Genomic DNA, 15,946 nt, shown 5'->3' with positions numbered 1-15,946 from the left:
AGTCTACCCTCAAAAGCGTCATAAGCCCCGAAAGCGGAGTGGAAAACACCTTCTTTCCTGTCGACGAGCTGAAAAAAAAGGGCCGCAGTGGCGGCCCGTCCAGCAGCTGTCACGACCCGTCGAGGGTGTTACACGTTGCGATAGACTTCGGCACCGCTCTTGACGAACTCCACGGCCTTGACCTCCATCCCCTTGTTGAGCGCCTGCTGTTCGTCGATACCTTGCTGGGCAGCAAAGTCGCGCACGTCCTGGGTGATCTTCATTGAGCAGAAGTGGGGGCCGCACATCGAGCAGAAGTGGGCAACCTTGGCGGATTCCTTGGGAAGGGTCTCGTCGTGGAACTCCTTGGCCTTGTCTGGATCCAGCCCGAGGTTGAACTGGTCTTCCCAGCGAAACTCGAAACGCGCTTTGGAGAGCGCGTTGTCGCGGATCTGTGCGCCCGGGTGCCCCTTCGCCAGGTCGGCAGCGTGGGCGGCCAGCTTGTAGGTGATGATGCCCTCCTTGACGTCCTGCTTGTTGGGCAGGCCAAGGTGTTCCTTGGGGGTCACGTAGCACAGCATGGCGGTGCCGTACCAGCCAATGGTGGCGGCACCGATGCCACTGGTGATGTGATCGTAACCGGGGGCGATGTCTGTGGTCAGCGGCCCCAGGGTGTAGAAGGGCGCCTCGTGGCACTGCTCGAGCTGCAGGTCCATGTTTTCCTTGATCATGTGCAGTGGCACGTGGCCAGGGCCCTCGATCATGACCTGCACGTCGTGCTTCCAGGCGATCTGGGTAAGCTCGCCCAGGGTTTTCAATTCGCCCAGCTGGGCCTCGTCGTTGGCGTCGTAGATCGAGCCGGGGCGCAGGCCATCACCGAGGCTGAAGGCGACGTCGTAGGCCTTCATGATCTCGCAGATGTCCTCGAAGTGGGTGTAAAGGAAGCTTTCCTTGTGATGCGCCAGGCACCACTTGGCCATGATCGAACCGCCGCGGCTGACGATGCCGGTCATGCGATTGGCCGTGAGCGGAATGTAGCGCAGCAGTACCCCTGCGTGGATGGTGAAATAGTCCACGCCTTGTTCGGCTTGTTCGATCAGGGTGTCGCGGAAGATCTCCCAGGTCAGGTCCTCGGCTTTGCCGTTGACCTTCTCCAGCGCCTGGTAGATGGGCACTGTGCCGATCGGCACCGGTGAGTTGCGGATGATCCACTCGCGGGTTTCGTGAATGTTCTTGCCGGTAGACAGGTCCATTACCGTATCGCCGCCCCAGCGGATCGCCCAGGTCATCTTGTCGACTTCCTCGCTGATCGAGGAGCCGAGCGCCGAGTTGCCGATGTTGGCGTTGATCTTTACCAGGAAGTTGCGACCGATGATCATCGGCTCGGATTCCGGGTGATTGATGTTGTTGGGGATGATGGCGCGGCCGCGGGCGATCTCGTCACGCACGAATTCGGCGGTGATTTCGGCTGGAATGCTCGCGCCAAAATGCTGGCCAGGGTGCTGGCGGCCGAGCATCGCGGCCATCTTGGTGCCAGTGGGGCCTGCGGCCTTCAGCGATTCGATGTATTCGGCGCGACGCAGATTCTCACGGATGGCGATGTATTCCATCTCGGGGGTGATGATGCCACGGCGGGCGTAGTGCATCTGGGTCACATTGGCACCGGCCTTGGCGCGGCGCGGCTTGCGGTGCAGGCCGGGAAAGCGCAGTTCATCCAGCGCCGGGTCGGCGGCGCGTTGGCGGCCGAATTCCGAGCTGAGGTCGGGCAACATCTCGGTGTCGCCGCGCTCTTCGATCCACTGCTGCCGCAATGCAGGCAGGCCGGAGCGGATATCGATCCTTGCCTGGGGGTCGGTGTAGGGGCCCGAACAGTCGTAGACGTAGATCGGAGGGTTGGGTTCGGCGCCGAAGGAGGCGGGTGTGTCCGATTGCGAGATTTCGCGCATCGGTACGCGGATGTCCGGGCGCGAACCCTCTACGTAGATCTTGCGCGAGTTCGGTAGTGGGGCGATCGCGGCTTCGTCCACATGGGCGGTCGCTGCGATGAATTTTTCGTTGGCGTTCATGGAAGTCTCTCCGAGGGGTGTGGCGATCGGCAGATGCGTGTCTGCCGGTATGGGGGCGCGTGAAGCCCGCTGGCAGGGTTACCTGCCAGCCGCTGGGCGACGCCAGAGGGCGTGAAAATGGTGTACCGGACCGTGTCCGTTGCCGACCGCGAGTTCACCCGAATGCGCGATTGCATTGAGCAGCCACTGGCGGGCCTGGCGCACCGCGGATTCGACCGGGCGGAACCCGCCTGCATACTGCGGCAACAATGCGGCAATCGCCGAGGACAAGGTGCATCCGGTGCCGTGGGTGTTGCGGGTTTCGATTCGGGGGGCAGGCAGTTCGATCATGCGGTCGCCGTCGAACAACAGGTCGGTGAGCTCATTGCCGGGCAGGTGGCCGCCCTTGAGCAGCACCCAGCGTTCGGATGACAGTGGCAGCATCTCGCGCAGGCGCTCGGCGGCGCGATACATTTCCTTGACCGACTCGGGCGCACGCTGTTCGAGCAACACGCCGGCCTCGGGCAGGTTGGGCGTGATCATGAAGGCCTGGGCGAAGAGCGCCTCACGCATCATCGAGATCGCGCTTTTTGCCAGCAAGGTGTCGCCGCTCTTGGCGACCATGACCGGATCCAGCACCACATTGACGGCCTGCCAGTGCGCCAGGCGCTCGGCTACCGTGGCGGTCACCTCGGCACTGCCAAGCATCCCGATCTTGGTTGCGTGGAGTCTGACGTCAGCGTACAGGGTGTCGATCTGCAGGCGCAGGAATTCGGTGGGCGGAACGTGCACCCCGGCAACGCCCTGGGTATTCTGTGCAGTGAGCGCGGCGATCACGCCACAGCCGTAGGCGCCAAGGGCCGAAAAGGCCTTCAGGTCGGCGAGTACGCCCGCGCCACCGCTCGGATCGACACCGGCAATGGTCGCGACATTCGGAATGGAACTGGGATTCTGGGTGGACGACATGGTTGCGTTTCCCTACGCCGGTACAAACCGGGTCAGGTTCGAAGGGTCTCTCTCAGCCCGCACCACATGCGCGGGCACCCCCAACGGCAGGTCGGACGATACTGGATGGTGCGCGGGCTGGCAAGCGCAAAGCCCGCAGGGGAGCGGCTTAATTCAGTCGGCGCAGGTACTCGCGAGTGAACATCCGCTCGGGCAGGTCCTGGAGTTCCATGTTGGAGTAGGTCAGTACCGATGTCTCGCCTTTCTTGAGCGCGTCTTCCATGACGAGGCGGGTGGGCCGAACGCGACCTCCCAAAGTACGGAAATCCTCGTAACGACACGTCTTGAGCAGGCGGCCGGACAGCGCATAGAACTCCGCCTTCAACGGGTACCCATTCTTTTCGCCGATCCAGTATTTCACCTTCGCGTAGGTGACTCCGCGATCGACTGCGGTCAGGTCGAGGACGTGGGTGCTCACGCCGTCGAGCGCTTCGGTGCCCACCAGGGCGGGAGTGTAATCGCCAGCGAAGTTTGCCCGGGCCAGATCCCCATTGGCCACCTGACCGGTGAGGCGCTGGGCAAGCGACAGGCGGACGGGTTGGGAGACATTGGGCATGAATATCCACAGGTCTCGGCCACGCATTAGCAGCGCCTGACCGCGCTCCGAGATTGGTTCGAGCGTCAGGACGATGGTGTTCTCGTTGCCACGGGAGAGGATGCGGTACTTGCGGGTGTCGCCGGCCTGGCCGTCACTGAAGTTCTGGATGTCGATCTCTGTCTGGAAGCTCTCACGTGGGAAGCGGATCTCGTCAGCGCGCAAGACCAGTCCGGCGGCGGCTTCGTCGACCGGCTTGCCGGCGTCATCCTCAGCCGCAAACAGGTGTGGGGGGAGCGCTGGCAAGGTCAGCCCGCTGGCCATCAGCGTCAGGAATTTCCGGCGGGATCGAATGCTGGCTGTCATGAGTGGTATCCTCTTGGCGTTTTCATCACTGTGTGGCTGTCGCCATGCCTATCGTTCGGGTCGAAAACGTCAGTAAGCACTACCGTCTCGGTGAACAGGATGTCCAGGCCTTGACCGACATCTCGCTCGCGATCGAGCCGGGAGTTTTTCTCGCCATTGCGGGACCATCGGGCAGTGGCAAGTCGACCCTGCTCAACATCATAGGCTGTATCGACACGCCGACAAGCGGAAAGGTGATGATAAACGGCCAGGATGTATCCGGCCAGACGCCCGACCAGCTTGCGGACGTCCGCGCACGCACGTTGGGGTTCATCTTTCAGACCTTCAATCTGCTGCCGGTACTGTCGGCCGAAGAGAACGTCGAATACCCTTTGCTGCAACTGCCGGAGTTGAGCAAGGCTGAGCGGCAGGAGCGGGTCAAGCATTATCTGGCCATGGTGGGCTTGACCAAGTATGCCGGCCACCGTCCCAATCAGCTGTCCGGGGGGCAGCGCCAGCGGGTGGCGATTGCCCGGGCACTGGCAACGCATTCCAAGATGGTGCTGGCCGATGAGCCCACTGCCAACCTCGACAGCAAGACCGGTGAGAGCATCCTGCGGCTGATGAAGGACATCAACCGCAAGCACGGCACCACCTTTGTCTTTTCCACTCACGACCGCAAGGTCATGAACATGGCTGACCGTCTGGTGCGGATTGCCGATGGGCAGATCGTCGCACTCGGCATGCGTGCCGAGGGTCGTTGGGTATTCGTTCAGGACAAGCGCCCGCAGGGCGAAGAAGATCCGGAAGTCTAGGGAGTCACGAGATGTTTCGTCATTTTGGTTTCAAGCAGCTTGCCGCTTCCCTGCTGCTCATTGGCTCTGCGGCAGCGACCGCGACCGCTGCCGACGATGTGGATCTGGATGCGCTGCTGCGGGTGGGGGCGGCTGACGCGCAGTCGGGGAGTGGTTTCAAACTGAGTGGTTATGCGGATTTCGGCGCTGCCTACACCCTGCCCGATCCGGGGCACTGGTCCAAACTGTCTGCGCGCGTCGAACTCGGCGCCAGCGGTGCCCTGGGTAGCGGTGTCAAGTGGAAGCTGTCGGGGCGTTTCGCTGCCGATGGCGCGCCGGATCTCGAAAGCCAGTACTACCCGGGTGCCGTACGCCGGGATCAGCGCACTGACGTGTCGATACGGGAAGCCTACCTCGATGTTCCCGTGGGGGACTGGGAGTTTCGCCTGGGTCGGCAGCATGTCGTCTGGGGCGAGATGGTGGGCTTCTTCTTTGCCGATGTCGTGTCGGCGCGCGACATGCGCGAGTTCCTGCTGCCTGAGTTCGAGTCCCTCAGGATTCCACAGTGGGCGGTCCGTGCCGAGTACTTCGGCGAGGAGACCCACTTCGAGCTGCTCTGGGTGCCTTTCGCCAGCTACGATCGTATCGGCAAGCCCGGGGCCGACTTTTACCCCTACCCCCATATTGCCGCTGGCACCCACGTGCACGAAGATCGTCCGGCAAACGACCTGCGTAATGGCAACTGGGGGTTGCGGGTATCCAGACTGATGGCTGGCTGGGATCTGTCCGGCTTCTACTACAACAGCCTCAATGTCGAGCCCACGCTGTACACCCGATTCGATCCGCTTACCCTCACGCCGGCCTATGCCTTGCGCCAGGACCGCATCCGCCAGTTGGGTGCGACGTTCAGCAAGGATCTGGGACAGTTCGTGCTCAAGGGCGAAACGGTATATACCCGAGGGCGTCGGTTCAATACCACCGATCCGGGGGCGGCATATGGGCTGAAAGCGTCGGATACGCTCGATTACGCGATTGGGGTGGATATTCCTTTTGACAGTGTCTGGCGCTTCAACGTCCAGTATTTTGCGCGCGAGCACTATGACCGGGCGCGTGGGATGCTGGTTGATCGAGCTGAGCGTGGCGTGACGTTTCAGGTGGTGCGCGAGTTTGGCAGCGATTTCGAGTTCGAGCTGCTGGCGGCAAGCAGCCTGAATCGGGAGGACTACATGTTAAGGCCCAAGCTGACCTGGAAGTTCGCACCCGAGTGGCGTGCAATCATGGGGTATGACCACTTCGAAGGGCGGTCGACCGGACTCTTCGGCCGGTTCGATGCAGCTGATCGCGCTTATGTCGAGGTCCGCCGCTGGTTCTGAGTGAAGGGGTTCCGGGTGGCGTCAGCCGCCCAGCTGTTTTTGCAGTTCCAGCATGTACAGCGGCGTACCGAACAGTCGGTAAAGGCTGCGTGTGCCGCCTTCGGCATTGCCTGCGTGACGGTCGATGAGCTCGTCGACCTCGTGTTGCGACATATGCATCAGGACTGCGGGCGCACCGACGCGAGGGCAGACGCGTTCTTCGCCAATGACGCGATAGCCGAGCATCCGGCGGTAGAAACCTGCGTGGCGCGGATTGACCTCGATGAAGAGATCGGTCATCTGGTGAATGCGCCGTGCCAGGATGTAGACGATCTGGAACAGGTCGGCCATGACGTCGTGAGAGCTGTGCGTTGGATCGATGGCCATACGGGTCACTTCGCAGACCTTGCCGCCGCGTGCACGTACCGCGGCGATTTCCGGGCCGTACAGCGTGTCGGCCATCAGTCCTTCCGGTGAGTCCAGGCCCAGCGTCAGCGTGGCGAACAGATGGTCGCCCTTGCATGCCACGATGGTCGTCTGATAGACGGTCTGCTCCAGTCTTGGGTGATAGACCTGCAGGCCCCGCGTGCTGTACATGCGTTCGATCAACGCCGCGATATGCTGCTGCAGGACGGCCGAGTGATCTGCGCAGCGGATGTGGTACTGATCCCGTGTCATGACGAATTCACGCGTGGCGTTCTGAACGCGCGGATGAACTGTTTGACGGCCGCTGGATGAATTAGCGGTGGCGCTGTTTGCATCACCGGCGCGAACTTCTGGCATCATGAGCGGCTTCATGTCATGAGAATTTGAATGAGGGTCGGGTTACGTCTTTGGTACTACCCGAAGCGTGTTTCTGCAAATAATCTTCAGAAACTTTAGCCGGGCAATGTTTCCAGCGTTGTAAGTGATTGTGTATTTGTTCCTTTCGCCTGTCTATCGTATCTTCGTAGCATTAAGCAAATCATGAAGGCGTATCATAGGCGTCGTTCCGAAACAGGGGTGTGTTGACCATGAGCAGACAAGCTTCGATCGTGTGGGCGGGTTTCCGTCGTGTTGCAGGCCTGGTGCTGGCTGCGGGCCTTCTCGGAGGGTGTGCGTCTTCGTTCCCCCCCGCGCCGATGGAGGCGTCCGATGCCGAGTACAACTATGTGATCGGTGCGGGCGATACGGTCAACATCGTGGTGTGGCGCAATCCCGAGTTGTCGATGTCGGTGCCGGTGCGTCCGGACGGCAAGATCACCACGCCGCTGGTGGAAGACTTGCCGGCCATGGGCAAGGATGCCACCACGTTGGCGCGCGACATCGAGAAAGAACTCTCCAAGTTCATTCGTGAGCCTGTGGTAACCGTCATTGTGACCAACTTCGTCGGTCCCTTCAGCGAGCAGATTCGCGTTGTCGGTGAGGCGGGCAAACCGCAGATCCTGGCGTACAAGCAGAAGATGACCCTGCTTGATGTCATGATCGCGGTGGGTGGCATGACCGAGTTTGCTGATGGCAATGCGGCCACCATCCTGCGCACCAGTGAAGGCAACAAGCAGTACAGCGTGCGTATCAAGGACCTCGTCAAAAGAGGCGATGTCTCGGCGAACGTCGAGATGCGGCCAGGCGATGTGTTGATCATCCCGCAGAGCTGGTTCTGATTTTCTCGCTTCCTCATCATCCAGTCCGGTCCGTTAGCATGCTTTGATGTGCGGCGGATCGGCGCGACCAAGACTGACTCATGGAAGAACTCGTAAGACAGATCATCGGCTACCTGCGCGGGATGTGGCGTTACCGTTGGTGGGGGTTGTTGCTTGCCTGGGTTATCGGCATTGGCGGGGCGGTGGTGATCTACCTGATGCCTGACCGCTATGAGTCCACCGCCCGGGTTTATGTCGATACCCAGTCGATCCTGCGGCCCTTGATGTCAGGGCTGGCGGTGCAGCCGAACATCGATCAGCAGATCGCCATCCTGAGCCGCACCTTGATCAGCCGGCCCAATGTCGAGAAGCTGATCACCATGGCTGACCTCGATATTGAGGTGCGTAACAATGCTGAACGTGAGGCCCTGATTGCAACCTTGATGACGGGTCTGCAGATTCGTGGAGCAGGCAGCAACAATTTGTTCACGCTGGCCTATTCGGATGAGCGTCCGGAGCGTGCGCAACGTATCGTGCAGTCGCTGGTGTCCTTGTTCGTCGAGTCGGGGCTGGGTGGCAAGCGCCAGGATTCCGACTCGGCCCGGCGCTTTATCGAAGAGCAGATCAAGAACTACGAGCAGAAGCTGGTCGAGGCGGAGAACCGCCAGAAAGAGTTCCGTTTGCGCAACATGGCCCTGATTGGGGATGGCGGGCGAGACTACGTGACCCAGATTGCGCAGCTTAATCAGCAGTTGGCGCAGGCCCGCCTGGAACTGCGTGAGGCCGAAAATTCCCGTGATGCCCTGCAGCGACAACTGGTGGGTGAAGAGCCGGTATTGTTGCCGCAGACGCCGAACCCTTCAACAGTCTCCATTCCTGAGCTAGATGGGCGTATCGATACGCTCAAGCGTAATCTGGACGACATGATGCAGCGCTACACCGATCAGCACCCAGACGTGATTGGCGCAAAACGCGTCATCGAGCAGCTTGAGCAGCAGAAGATCGAGGAAATCGAAGTGCGGCGCAAGGCGGGGCCGGCTCAGTTCGGTTCGCTCAACGCCAATCCGGTGTTCCAGCAGATGAAGCTGTCCCTGGCCGAGTCCGAGGCGCGTGTTGCGTCGATGCGCGCACGGGTCAATGAATATGAGAGTCGTCTGACTCAGTTGCAGGCGTCAGCCAAGATGCTCCCGGAGATCGAAGCCGAGATGACCCAGCTCAACCGAGACTATGCGGTACACAAAAGCAATTACGACAGTCTGGTCGCACGGCGTGAGTCGGCCAATATTGCGGTCGAGATGGACAACCAGTCAGGCATCGCAGACTTCCGCCTGATCGATCCGCCGAGTCTGCCAATCAAGCCGTCGGCGCCCGACCGGACCCGTCTGATGCCGCTGGCAGGTCTGGCGGGCCTGGCTGCAGGCCTGGCATTGACTTTCCTGATCAGCCAGTTGAAGCCCGCGTTCTCTGACAGCCGATCCTTGCGTGAGGTGACAGGTCTGCCTGTACTTGGGACGGTGACCATGTTGTCGACGCCTGAGCGTAAACGCGCGAGATGGCGTGGCTTGCTGGCTTTCGGCGGTGGCGTTGGCGGGTTTGTTGGTGCGGTGATCGCTGCGACGGTGGCGTTGAGTCTAATTCAGGGGTAACGGATAAGCATGAGCCTGATCGAAAAAGCCGTTCAGCGTCTGGACGCACTCAAACAAGCCAGTGGTGAGTCCGCAGGTGTCACGGAGCCGGTTCGTGAGGCTCCATTGCCTGTCTCGGAGGAGGTGCCCCCGCATACCGCCCCGCGCAGCTCCTCGTCGGTGCCCGCTGTCGATCCCATCCCGATGCCAAATCCTGCGGTGTCGCGCGGCGTGCACATCGATCTTGTGCGATTGGGGCAGCTTGGCATGGTGACGCCGGATGTTCCGCGTTCGGCGGTCGCAGAGGAGTTTCGTGTGATCAAACGTCCTTTGTTGCGCAATGCGGTGGCAACGGGCGCTGCAGCGATCAAGAACGGTAGCCTGATCATGGTGTCCAGCGCGATGCCGGGGGAGGGGAAATCGTTTACCGCGATCAACCTTGCCATCAGCATGGCAATGGAGCTTGATTACACGGTGCTGCTGGTGGATGCGGACGTGTCCCGTCCGTCGGTGCTCAACCGCCTTGGTTTGCCGCCGGAGCGGGGGTTGATGGATGTGCTGGCCGGCGATGTGTCGGAACTCGGTGATGTACTGTTGCGCACCAATATCGAGAAGCTGTCGATACTGCCCGCCGGCATGCCGCATCCTCGGGCAACCGAGATGCTTGCCTCCGAGTCGATGAATCGCCTGCTCGAGCAGATTGCCAACCGCTACCACGATCGGATCATTATTTTCGACTCTCCCCCGCTGCTGGTCACTACCGAGGCGCGTGTGCTCGCAACCCACATGGGGCAGATCGTCATGGTGGTTGAGGCTGAGCGCACGACTCACAGTACGGTGAAGCAGGCACTGGCAACGATCGAGAGTTGTCCGGTCAAGCTGATGGTGTTGAACAAGTCGCGTGCGGCAGGTGCGGGCTCCTACTACGGATATGGATACGGCTATGGCTCAGAGCCCCGTTCTGAAGCGGCCTGACGTGCGTCTTGGCTTGCGTGCGCTGGTCATTGCACTCGCCGCCATCGGTGCTCAGGGCGTGGCTGCTCAGACGGTGCGGATCACCCCCTCCGTACAGACGCAGCTGACCTGGACGGATAACGTCGAGGCATCCCGTGACAAGTCTTCGGACTGGGTCGCCGAGGTTTCGCCCGGCATTGCCATCTCGCGTGCCAGTGGGCGCGTCAGTGGCTCTCTGAATGCGCAGTTCCGCAATATGGGGCATGCGCAACAGACTGAACGCAACACCTCCTATCTGGCCTTGAGTGGTCGGGGACAGATTGAGGCTGTCGAGCGCATGCTCTTCCTTGATGTCGATGCGAACATCAGTCGCAACAACCTGTCGGTGTTCAACGGTCGGGCACAGAATGACGAGTTCAACGTATCAAAGGACAATGAGACTCGTACCTGGTCGCTGAAGCCGCGCTTCGAGTATGCGTTGGGAGATGCGCGTGGTTCGATCGCATACACCGCCCGTTGGCTTGAGTCTGGTGGCTCTGCCATCAACACGCAGCGCCTTGAGCAATGGGCGGCTCAGTTGGGTGACAGCAACGCGGGTGGGCTGTTCGGCTGGGGGGTCAATTACAACCGCATCGATACCGAGTCAGACGACAGCTTGAGCCGTAGCGCATCCCAGCAGACGGGGCGTGCCACCTTGTTCATCAATGTCTCACCGCAGGTTCGTCTGCGCGCAATTGGTGGTTACGAGTCCAATGATTACGAGAGCTCCGGGCGTGAGGAAGGGGCAATCTATGGGGCTGGCATCGACTGGAATCCGACTTCACGCACCACGCTCTCGGCAACGGTAGAAGACCGTATTTTTGGTCGAGGCTATGACTTCACGTTCAAGCATCGCTTTGCACGTGCGGCATGGGACCTGGGTTACAACCGTGATTACTCGTCCTCATTGCAGGAACTGGGTGACAATCCCGCTCGCCTTCAGGCCGAGGCCATCTGCCTGGCAATCATCGGCGCCACCGACATTCCTTCTCCAGGTCCTTTGCTGGACTTCTACGATCAGTGTCTTGCCGTCCAGGGGTTTAGCCGTCTGGGGGCGCGTGGCTTTGTCTCGAACTCCACCTATCTCTCGGAATCTTGGCGGGTGGGTGTTTCACTCAACGGTGTCCGAAATACCTTGTCGTTTTCATTGCAGCAGTCGGACCGGACCCGCCTGAGTGAATTGTCCGGGTTGTCTGCAGAAGACGATTTCGCGCAGACGACCCGCATCAAGACAACAACCGCGACGCTATCCTATTCGCATTCCCTGTCGGGTTTTTCCAGCTTGAATTCATCACTGTCGCGCTCAAAATCTGCCGGGGACGATGCCTCTGGGCTGGAAACCTTGCGCTGGATCGCATCTCTGGGCCTGACGACGCGGCTGGGGCCGCGCACGACCGCAGGGCTCAACTACCGTTACCAGCGTGCAGATGGCGCGGGCCGGGAAAATGACTTCACCGAGAACGCGGTGACTGCAAACCTTGGCATGACTTTCTGAACTTGACCTGATGTACGAATCCTTCTTCAAGCTTCGCAGCAAACCCTTCCAGCTGAATCCGGATCCTGCCTTCTTTTTTGGCAGTCGGGGCCACCGGAGGGCCATGGCCTATCTGGAGTACGGCCTGCATCAGAGCGAAGGCTTCATTGTCATCACCGGCGAGATTGGTGCGGGCAAGACGACCATCGTTCGCAGCCTGCTCGAGCAACTCGACGCCAACAAGGTAGTGGCCGCAAATCTGGTCAGCACGCAGATCGACGCCAAGGACATCCTGCGCATGGTTGCCACTGCGTTCGGCCTGCCGATCAAGGGGCAGGACAAGGCGGGGCTGCTACTTGCGATCGAAACCTATCTGGTAGAGATCACTGCTGCCGGCAAACGCGCCCTGCTGGTGGTGGATGAGGCACAGAACCTGACTCCGGATGCGGTCGAAGAACTGCGCATGCTGTCCAATTTCCAGCTCGAAGACCACGCTTTGCTGCAGAGTTTTCTGGTGGGGCAGCCTGAGTTTCGCGATGTCATGCAGAGCGCCGAGATGCAGCAACTGCGTCAGCGCGTGATTGCGTCCTACCATCTTGGACCGCTTGATTCGGAAGAGACGCAATCCTATATCGAACACCGGCTGCGTCATGTAGGCTGGGTGGACGACCCGATTTTCGAGCCTGCGGCCATCACCTCCATCTATGGATACACCGGAGGCATCCCGCGGCGTATCAACACGCTGTGCGACCGTCTGTTGCTGGCAGCGTTTCTGGGTGACCGCCATGTCATCTCCGAGCAGGACGTGCTTGATGTCATCGATGAGCTCAAGCAGGAGTTCGCCAGTCCCCGATCGAAAGGGGTGGGGGGGGTAGCGGTTGATGCTGCGCTCAGTGCCAGCCCGCTCGTGCTGGACCGCTTGCGCGTCAGCGACGAGTTGATCGCACAGGCTGCAACCCTGACGGCCAATGCCGACCTGCAGCGCCTGGAGGCGCGGATTGTCGGCCTTGAGCAGTCGGTTGCCGCCACCCTCAGCATACTCAATCAACTTTTGCAGGCCGTGCGACGCGCTCCCACTGCCGAGGATACCGAAGCATGATGAACTCTGCCGAGGCTCCGATCATCTGCGTGGTTGGTGCTCGCCCAAATTACATGAAGGTTGCGCCCATCCTTCGTGCTTTTTCCGAGCATCGGCCGGTCTTGCGCACGCTGTTGGTGCACACCGGGCAGCACTACGATCCGGCGATGAAGGATCGGTTGTTTGCTGATCTGGATCTGCCCGAGCCGGACATCAATCTGGCGGTCGGGTCCGGCTCCCATGCGGTGCAGACCGCCGAGGTCATGAAGCGCTTCGAGCCCGTCATTGACGAGCACGGCGCCCGTGCGGTGCTGGTGGTCGGTGATGTCAACTCCACCCTGGCCTGCGCACTGGTCGCAGCCAAGCGCCATATTCCAGTTATCCACGTCGAGTCGGGCCTGCGCAGCAACGACCGGCGGATGCCGGAGGAGATCAACCGCATCCTCACCGATCAGATCTCGGACGTGCTGTACACGACTGAGCGCAGTGCGCATGCCAATCTTGAGCGTGAAGGCATTCCAGCCGAGCGGGCGGTATTTGTCGGCAATGTGATGATCGACAGCTTGCGCGCCAGTCTGTCCAAGGCGGTACCGGCGACAGCCTTGCTGGATACGGCGGGACTGAACGCCACCCGCATCCAGGGGGGATACGGTGTGGTCACGCTGCATCGACCCTCCAATGTGGATCATGCCGAGACCCTGGGACCCATCATCGATGCGCTGCGTCAGGTCAGTGAGCGTCTGCCGTTGATCATCGCCTTGCACCCCCGTACCCGCAATAACCTCGAGCGCTTTGGCATGCTCGATCGTATCGACAGCCCGGGTTTCCTGATCCTGCCGCCGCAAGGCTATCTCGAAATGCTTGGCCTGATGTCCGGCGCGACAATGGTGCTGACCGATTCGGGCGGCATCCAGGAAGAAACTACCGCGCTGGGCGTGCCCTGCGTCACCATCCGCGAGAATACCGAGCGGCCCATCACCGTCGACCAGGGGACCAACACCCTGGTTGGCACCGATCCGCAAGCCATTCTGAGCGCTGCGAACGCCATTCTTGGTGGAGGTGGCAAGGCAGGGCGCATCCCGGAGTACTGGGATGGTCGCACTGCCGAGCGCATCGCGGCCCATCTGCATGCCTGGCTGCTTGCGCACGAAGCGGGTGAGGCTTCTGAAGAGGCTTCAGCATGACGATTGCGACTCCGATCACCAATGCGCTGACCATCGACGTCGAGGATTATTTCCAGGTCTCCGCCCTGGCACCTCACTTCCCGCGTCAGTCGTGGGAGTCGGTGCCATGCAGGGTGGAGCGCAACGTTGACCTGATCCTGGGCATGCTTGATGCGGCGCAGGCCAAGGCCACGTTCTTTACCCTGGGTTGGGTGGCGGAGCGTTTTCCGCAACTGGTGCGGCGGATTGCGGACGGTGGCCACGAACTCGCCAGTCATGGCTACAGCCATGAGCGTGCCAGTGCAATGACGCCTGACGCCTTTCTCGCCGATATTTCACTGGCAAAGGCAGTGCTGGAGGATATCTCCGGCAGGGCGGTCACCGGCTATCGCGCGCCGAGCTTTTCCATCGGCATGGCCAACCTGTGGGCGCACGACACCATTGCGCAAGCCGGCTATGCGTACAGCTCGAGCGTCTACCCAGTCAAGCACGACCATTACGGCATCCCTGATGCGCCGCGTTTTCCTTACCGGCTGGCGTCGGGGCTGATCGAGATTCCGGTCACTACCATGCGGTGGCTGGGGCGCAACTGGCCGGCGGGCGGCGGTGGGTATTTCCGGCTGCTGCCCTATTCGGTCTCACGCTGGCAGATCGCGAAAGTGAACCGCGACGATCAGCGTCCGGCGATTTTCTACTTTCATCCATGGGAGCTTGATCCTGGGCAGCCACGCGTCAGTGAGGCCTCGGCCAAGACCCGTTTCCGTCACTACGTCAACCTGGAGCGGACGCAGGCACGCCTTCGTCGGCTGTTGACCGATTTCCGCTGGGGGCGCGCGGACGACGTGTTCCGCGATGCAGCCTGAACACAGCCTGTCGCCCACGATGGATCGCCTACCCGTTGTCGTCAAAACCCTGGCTTCAGCCGATGTGCCCCGCTGGGACGCGTTCGTCCGGCGTTGCCCAGAGGCCACGTTCTTTCACCTGGCCGCATGGCAGCGCATCACCGAGCAGATATTCCGCCATCGCACCTTCTTTCTGTTTGCCGAACGTGCGGGTGAGATCGTTGCGGTGCTGCCGCTGGCGGAGGTCAAGAGCCGCCTGTTTGGCCACGCACTGACTTCGCTGCCCTTTTGCGTCTATGGCGGCATCGCCGCCGATGCTGATGCAGGGCAGGAGGCGATTGAACGACTTGAGGTCGAAGCGGATGCCTTGGCGCGCAAGCTGGGGGTGCAGCATCTCGAATACCGCAACCTGACTGCCCGTCATGACGACTGGCCGCGTCAGGATCTTTACGTCACCTTCCGCAAGGCGATCCTGCCCGAGGTCGAGGACAACATGCTGGCGATCCCGCGCAAGCAGCGGGCCATGGTTCGTAAGGGCATCAAGAACGGCCTCGTCAGCCATATCGATGCCGATGTCGATCGGTTCTTTGCGGTGTACGCCGACAATGTCCTGCGTCATGGCACGCCGGCGCTGCCCAAGCGTTTCTTTCAGACGCTCAAGGACACTTTTGGCGATGACTGTGAGGTGCTGACTGTCACCGACCCGGACGGCAAGGTGCTGTCCAGTGTGTTGACCTTCTATTTCCGCGATGAAGTCCTGCCTTATTACGCGGGAGACGACCTTGCCGCAAGGGATCTGGCCGCCAATGACTTCAAGTACTGGGAATTGATGCGGCGTGCCTGCGAACGTGGTTATCGCCTGTTCGATTATGGCCGCAGCAAGATCGGCACAGGGCCTTACAGCTTCAAGAAGAACTGGGGATTCGAGCCGCAGCCGCTGTCTTACGAATACTGTCTGTACAAGCGCGACGGCGTGCCCCAGAACAACCCGATGAACCCCAAGTACCGGCTGTTCATTGCGGCGTGGAAGCGGCTGCCGGTCGGCGTCGCCAACGCCATCGGACCTCACATCGTGCGTAACCTGGGGTAGAGCC

14 protein-coding genes and 1 riboswitch are annotated in these 15,946 nt (G+C 60.9%); of the genes, 10 read left to right on the top strand and 4 right to left on the bottom strand.

Translation table 11 applies throughout. The features are described from left to right. Window positions 1–128: 128 nt before the first annotated feature. The 3 genes from thiC to DNK49_RS01750 all read right to left on the bottom strand — a co-directional run bounded on the left by thiC (window position 129) and on the right by DNK49_RS01750 (window position 3,930). Window positions 129–2,045, bottom strand: coding sequence for a phosphomethylpyrimidine synthase ThiC (gene thiC / locus DNK49_RS01760; protein ID WP_110522584.1), 1,917 nt, complete (start codon window positions 2,043–2,045; stop codon window positions 129–131). Between the two features lie 78 nt (window positions 2,046–2,123). Next, complete coding sequence (gene thiD / locus DNK49_RS01755; protein WP_110522583.1) at window positions 2,124–2,990, bottom strand: bifunctional hydroxymethylpyrimidine kinase/phosphomethylpyrimidine kinase; 867 nt, start codon at window positions 2,988–2,990, stop codon at window positions 2,124–2,126. Continuing rightward, window positions 2,983–3,082, bottom strand: a riboswitch (TPP riboswitch). (Overlaps the previous gene by 8 nt.) A gap of 56 nt (window positions 3,083–3,138) precedes the next feature. After that, on the bottom strand, window positions 3,139–3,930 hold the full coding sequence (locus tag DNK49_RS01750) for an outer membrane lipoprotein-sorting protein (protein ID WP_110522582.1): 792 nt from the start codon (window positions 3,928–3,930) through the stop codon (window positions 3,139–3,141). Window positions 3,931–3,974: 44 nt separating this feature from the next. Here DNK49_RS01750 and DNK49_RS01745 point away from each other — a divergent pair, with 44 nt between their 5' ends. Both DNK49_RS01745 and DNK49_RS01740 read left to right on the top strand, forming a co-directional pair. Further along, entirely contained in the window at window positions 3,975–4,724 is a 750-nt protein-coding gene (locus DNK49_RS01745; protein ID WP_110522963.1) for an ABC transporter ATP-binding protein, read from the top strand. Between the two features lie 11 nt (window positions 4,725–4,735). Next, the gene (locus DNK49_RS01740) at window positions 4,736–6,076 is read left to right on the top strand and encodes a DUF1302 family protein (RefSeq protein ID WP_110522581.1); all 1,341 of its coding nucleotides are present in this window, start codon (window positions 4,736–4,738) and stop codon (window positions 6,074–6,076) included. A gap of 21 nt (window positions 6,077–6,097) precedes the next feature. Here DNK49_RS01740 and DNK49_RS01735 read toward each other — a convergent pair whose 3' ends face one another. Next, the gene (locus tag DNK49_RS01735; RefSeq protein WP_133255072.1) at window positions 6,098–6,733 is read right to left on the bottom strand and encodes an N-acyl amino acid synthase FeeM domain-containing protein; all 636 of its coding nucleotides are present in this window, start codon (window positions 6,731–6,733) and stop codon (window positions 6,098–6,100) included. A 335-nt stretch (window positions 6,734–7,068) separates the two neighbouring features. On the opposite strand from DNK49_RS01735, the gene DNK49_RS01730 reads away from it, so the two are divergent. The 8 genes from DNK49_RS01730 (at window position 7,069) to DNK49_RS01695 (ending at window position 15,942) form a co-directional block, all read left to right on the top strand. Then, window positions 7,069–7,698, top strand: coding sequence for an XrtA/PEP-CTERM system exopolysaccharide export protein (locus DNK49_RS01730; RefSeq protein ID WP_110522579.1), 630 nt, complete (start codon window positions 7,069–7,071; stop codon window positions 7,696–7,698). A gap of 80 nt (window positions 7,699–7,778) precedes the next feature. After that, window positions 7,779–9,323, top strand: a complete 1,545-nt coding sequence (locus DNK49_RS01725; protein WP_110522578.1) for an XrtA system polysaccharide chain length determinant — start codon at window positions 7,779–7,781, stop codon at window positions 9,321–9,323. 9 nt (window positions 9,324–9,332) lie between these two features. Continuing rightward, a complete protein-coding gene (locus DNK49_RS01720; protein ID WP_110522577.1) occupies window positions 9,333–10,277 on the top strand; it encodes an XrtA-associated tyrosine autokinase in 945 nt (314 codons plus the stop codon). Beyond that, window positions 10,246–11,790 carry a TIGR03016 family PEP-CTERM system-associated outer membrane protein gene (locus DNK49_RS01715; protein WP_110522576.1) on the top strand — a complete coding sequence of 515 codons (1,545 nt, stop codon included), beginning with the start codon at window positions 10,246–10,248 and terminating at the stop codon, window positions 11,788–11,790. Before DNK49_RS01720 ends, DNK49_RS01715 begins: the two co-directional genes overlap by 32 nt. 10 nt (window positions 11,791–11,800) lie before the next feature. Further along, window positions 11,801–12,868: an XrtA/PEP-CTERM system-associated ATPase gene (locus tag DNK49_RS01710; protein WP_110522575.1), complete on the top strand. Its 1,068-nt coding sequence runs from the start codon at window positions 11,801–11,803 to the stop codon at window positions 12,866–12,868. Beyond that, complete coding sequence (wecB, locus tag DNK49_RS01705; protein ID WP_424444904.1) at window positions 12,865–14,031, top strand: non-hydrolyzing UDP-N-acetylglucosamine 2-epimerase; 1,167 nt, start codon at window positions 12,865–12,867, stop codon at window positions 14,029–14,031. Before DNK49_RS01710 ends, wecB begins: the two co-directional genes overlap by 4 nt. Window positions 14,032–14,033: 2 nt before the next feature. Continuing rightward, the gene (locus tag DNK49_RS01700) at window positions 14,034–14,873 is read left to right on the top strand and encodes an XrtA system polysaccharide deacetylase (protein WP_110522961.1); all 840 of its coding nucleotides are present in this window, start codon (window positions 14,034–14,036) and stop codon (window positions 14,871–14,873) included. Between the two features lie 19 nt (window positions 14,874–14,892). Next, a complete protein-coding gene (locus tag DNK49_RS01695) occupies window positions 14,893–15,942 on the top strand; it encodes a FemAB family XrtA/PEP-CTERM system-associated protein (RefSeq protein WP_110522960.1) in 1,050 nt (349 codons plus the stop codon). Window positions 15,943–15,946: the final 4 nt, after the last annotated feature.

This window comes from Parazoarcus communis SWub3 = DSM 12120, from assembly GCF_003226565.1.
Lineage (GTDB): Bacteria > Pseudomonadota > Gammaproteobacteria > Burkholderiales > Rhodocyclaceae > Parazoarcus > Parazoarcus communis.
This window is presented reverse-complemented; position numbering and strand designations above follow the sequence as displayed.

Coding starts and splice junctions, on each gene's coding strand:
- thiC (WP_110522584.1), bottom strand. CDS start 2,045: ATGAACGCCAACGAAAAATTCATCGCAGCGACCGCCCATGTGGACGAA.
- thiD (WP_110522583.1), bottom strand. CDS start 2,990: ATGTCGTCCACCCAGAATCCCAGTTCCATTCCGAATGTCGCGACCATT.
- DNK49_RS01750 (WP_110522582.1), bottom strand. CDS start 3,930: ATGACAGCCAGCATTCGATCCCGCCGGAAATTCCTGACGCTGATGGCC.
- DNK49_RS01745 (WP_110522963.1), top strand. CDS start 3,975: ATGCCTATCGTTCGGGTCGAAAACGTCAGTAAGCACTACCGTCTCGGT.
- DNK49_RS01740 (WP_110522581.1), top strand. CDS start 4,736: ATGTTTCGTCATTTTGGTTTCAAGCAGCTTGCCGCTTCCCTGCTGCTC.
- DNK49_RS01735 (WP_133255072.1), bottom strand. CDS start 6,733: ATGACACGGGATCAGTACCACATCCGCTGCGCAGATCACTCGGCCGTC.
- DNK49_RS01730 (WP_110522579.1), top strand. CDS start 7,069: ATGAGCAGACAAGCTTCGATCGTGTGGGCGGGTTTCCGTCGTGTTGCA.
- DNK49_RS01725 (WP_110522578.1), top strand. CDS start 7,779: ATGGAAGAACTCGTAAGACAGATCATCGGCTACCTGCGCGGGATGTGG.
- DNK49_RS01720 (WP_110522577.1), top strand. CDS start 9,333: ATGAGCCTGATCGAAAAAGCCGTTCAGCGTCTGGACGCACTCAAACAA.
- DNK49_RS01715 (WP_110522576.1), top strand. CDS start 10,246: ATGGCTCAGAGCCCCGTTCTGAAGCGGCCTGACGTGCGTCTTGGCTTG.
- DNK49_RS01710 (WP_110522575.1), top strand. CDS start 11,801: ATGTACGAATCCTTCTTCAAGCTTCGCAGCAAACCCTTCCAGCTGAAT.
- wecB (WP_424444904.1), top strand. CDS start 12,865: ATGATGAACTCTGCCGAGGCTCCGATCATCTGCGTGGTTGGTGCTCGC.
- DNK49_RS01695 (WP_110522960.1), top strand. CDS start 14,893: ATGGATCGCCTACCCGTTGTCGTCAAAACCCTGGCTTCAGCCGATGTG.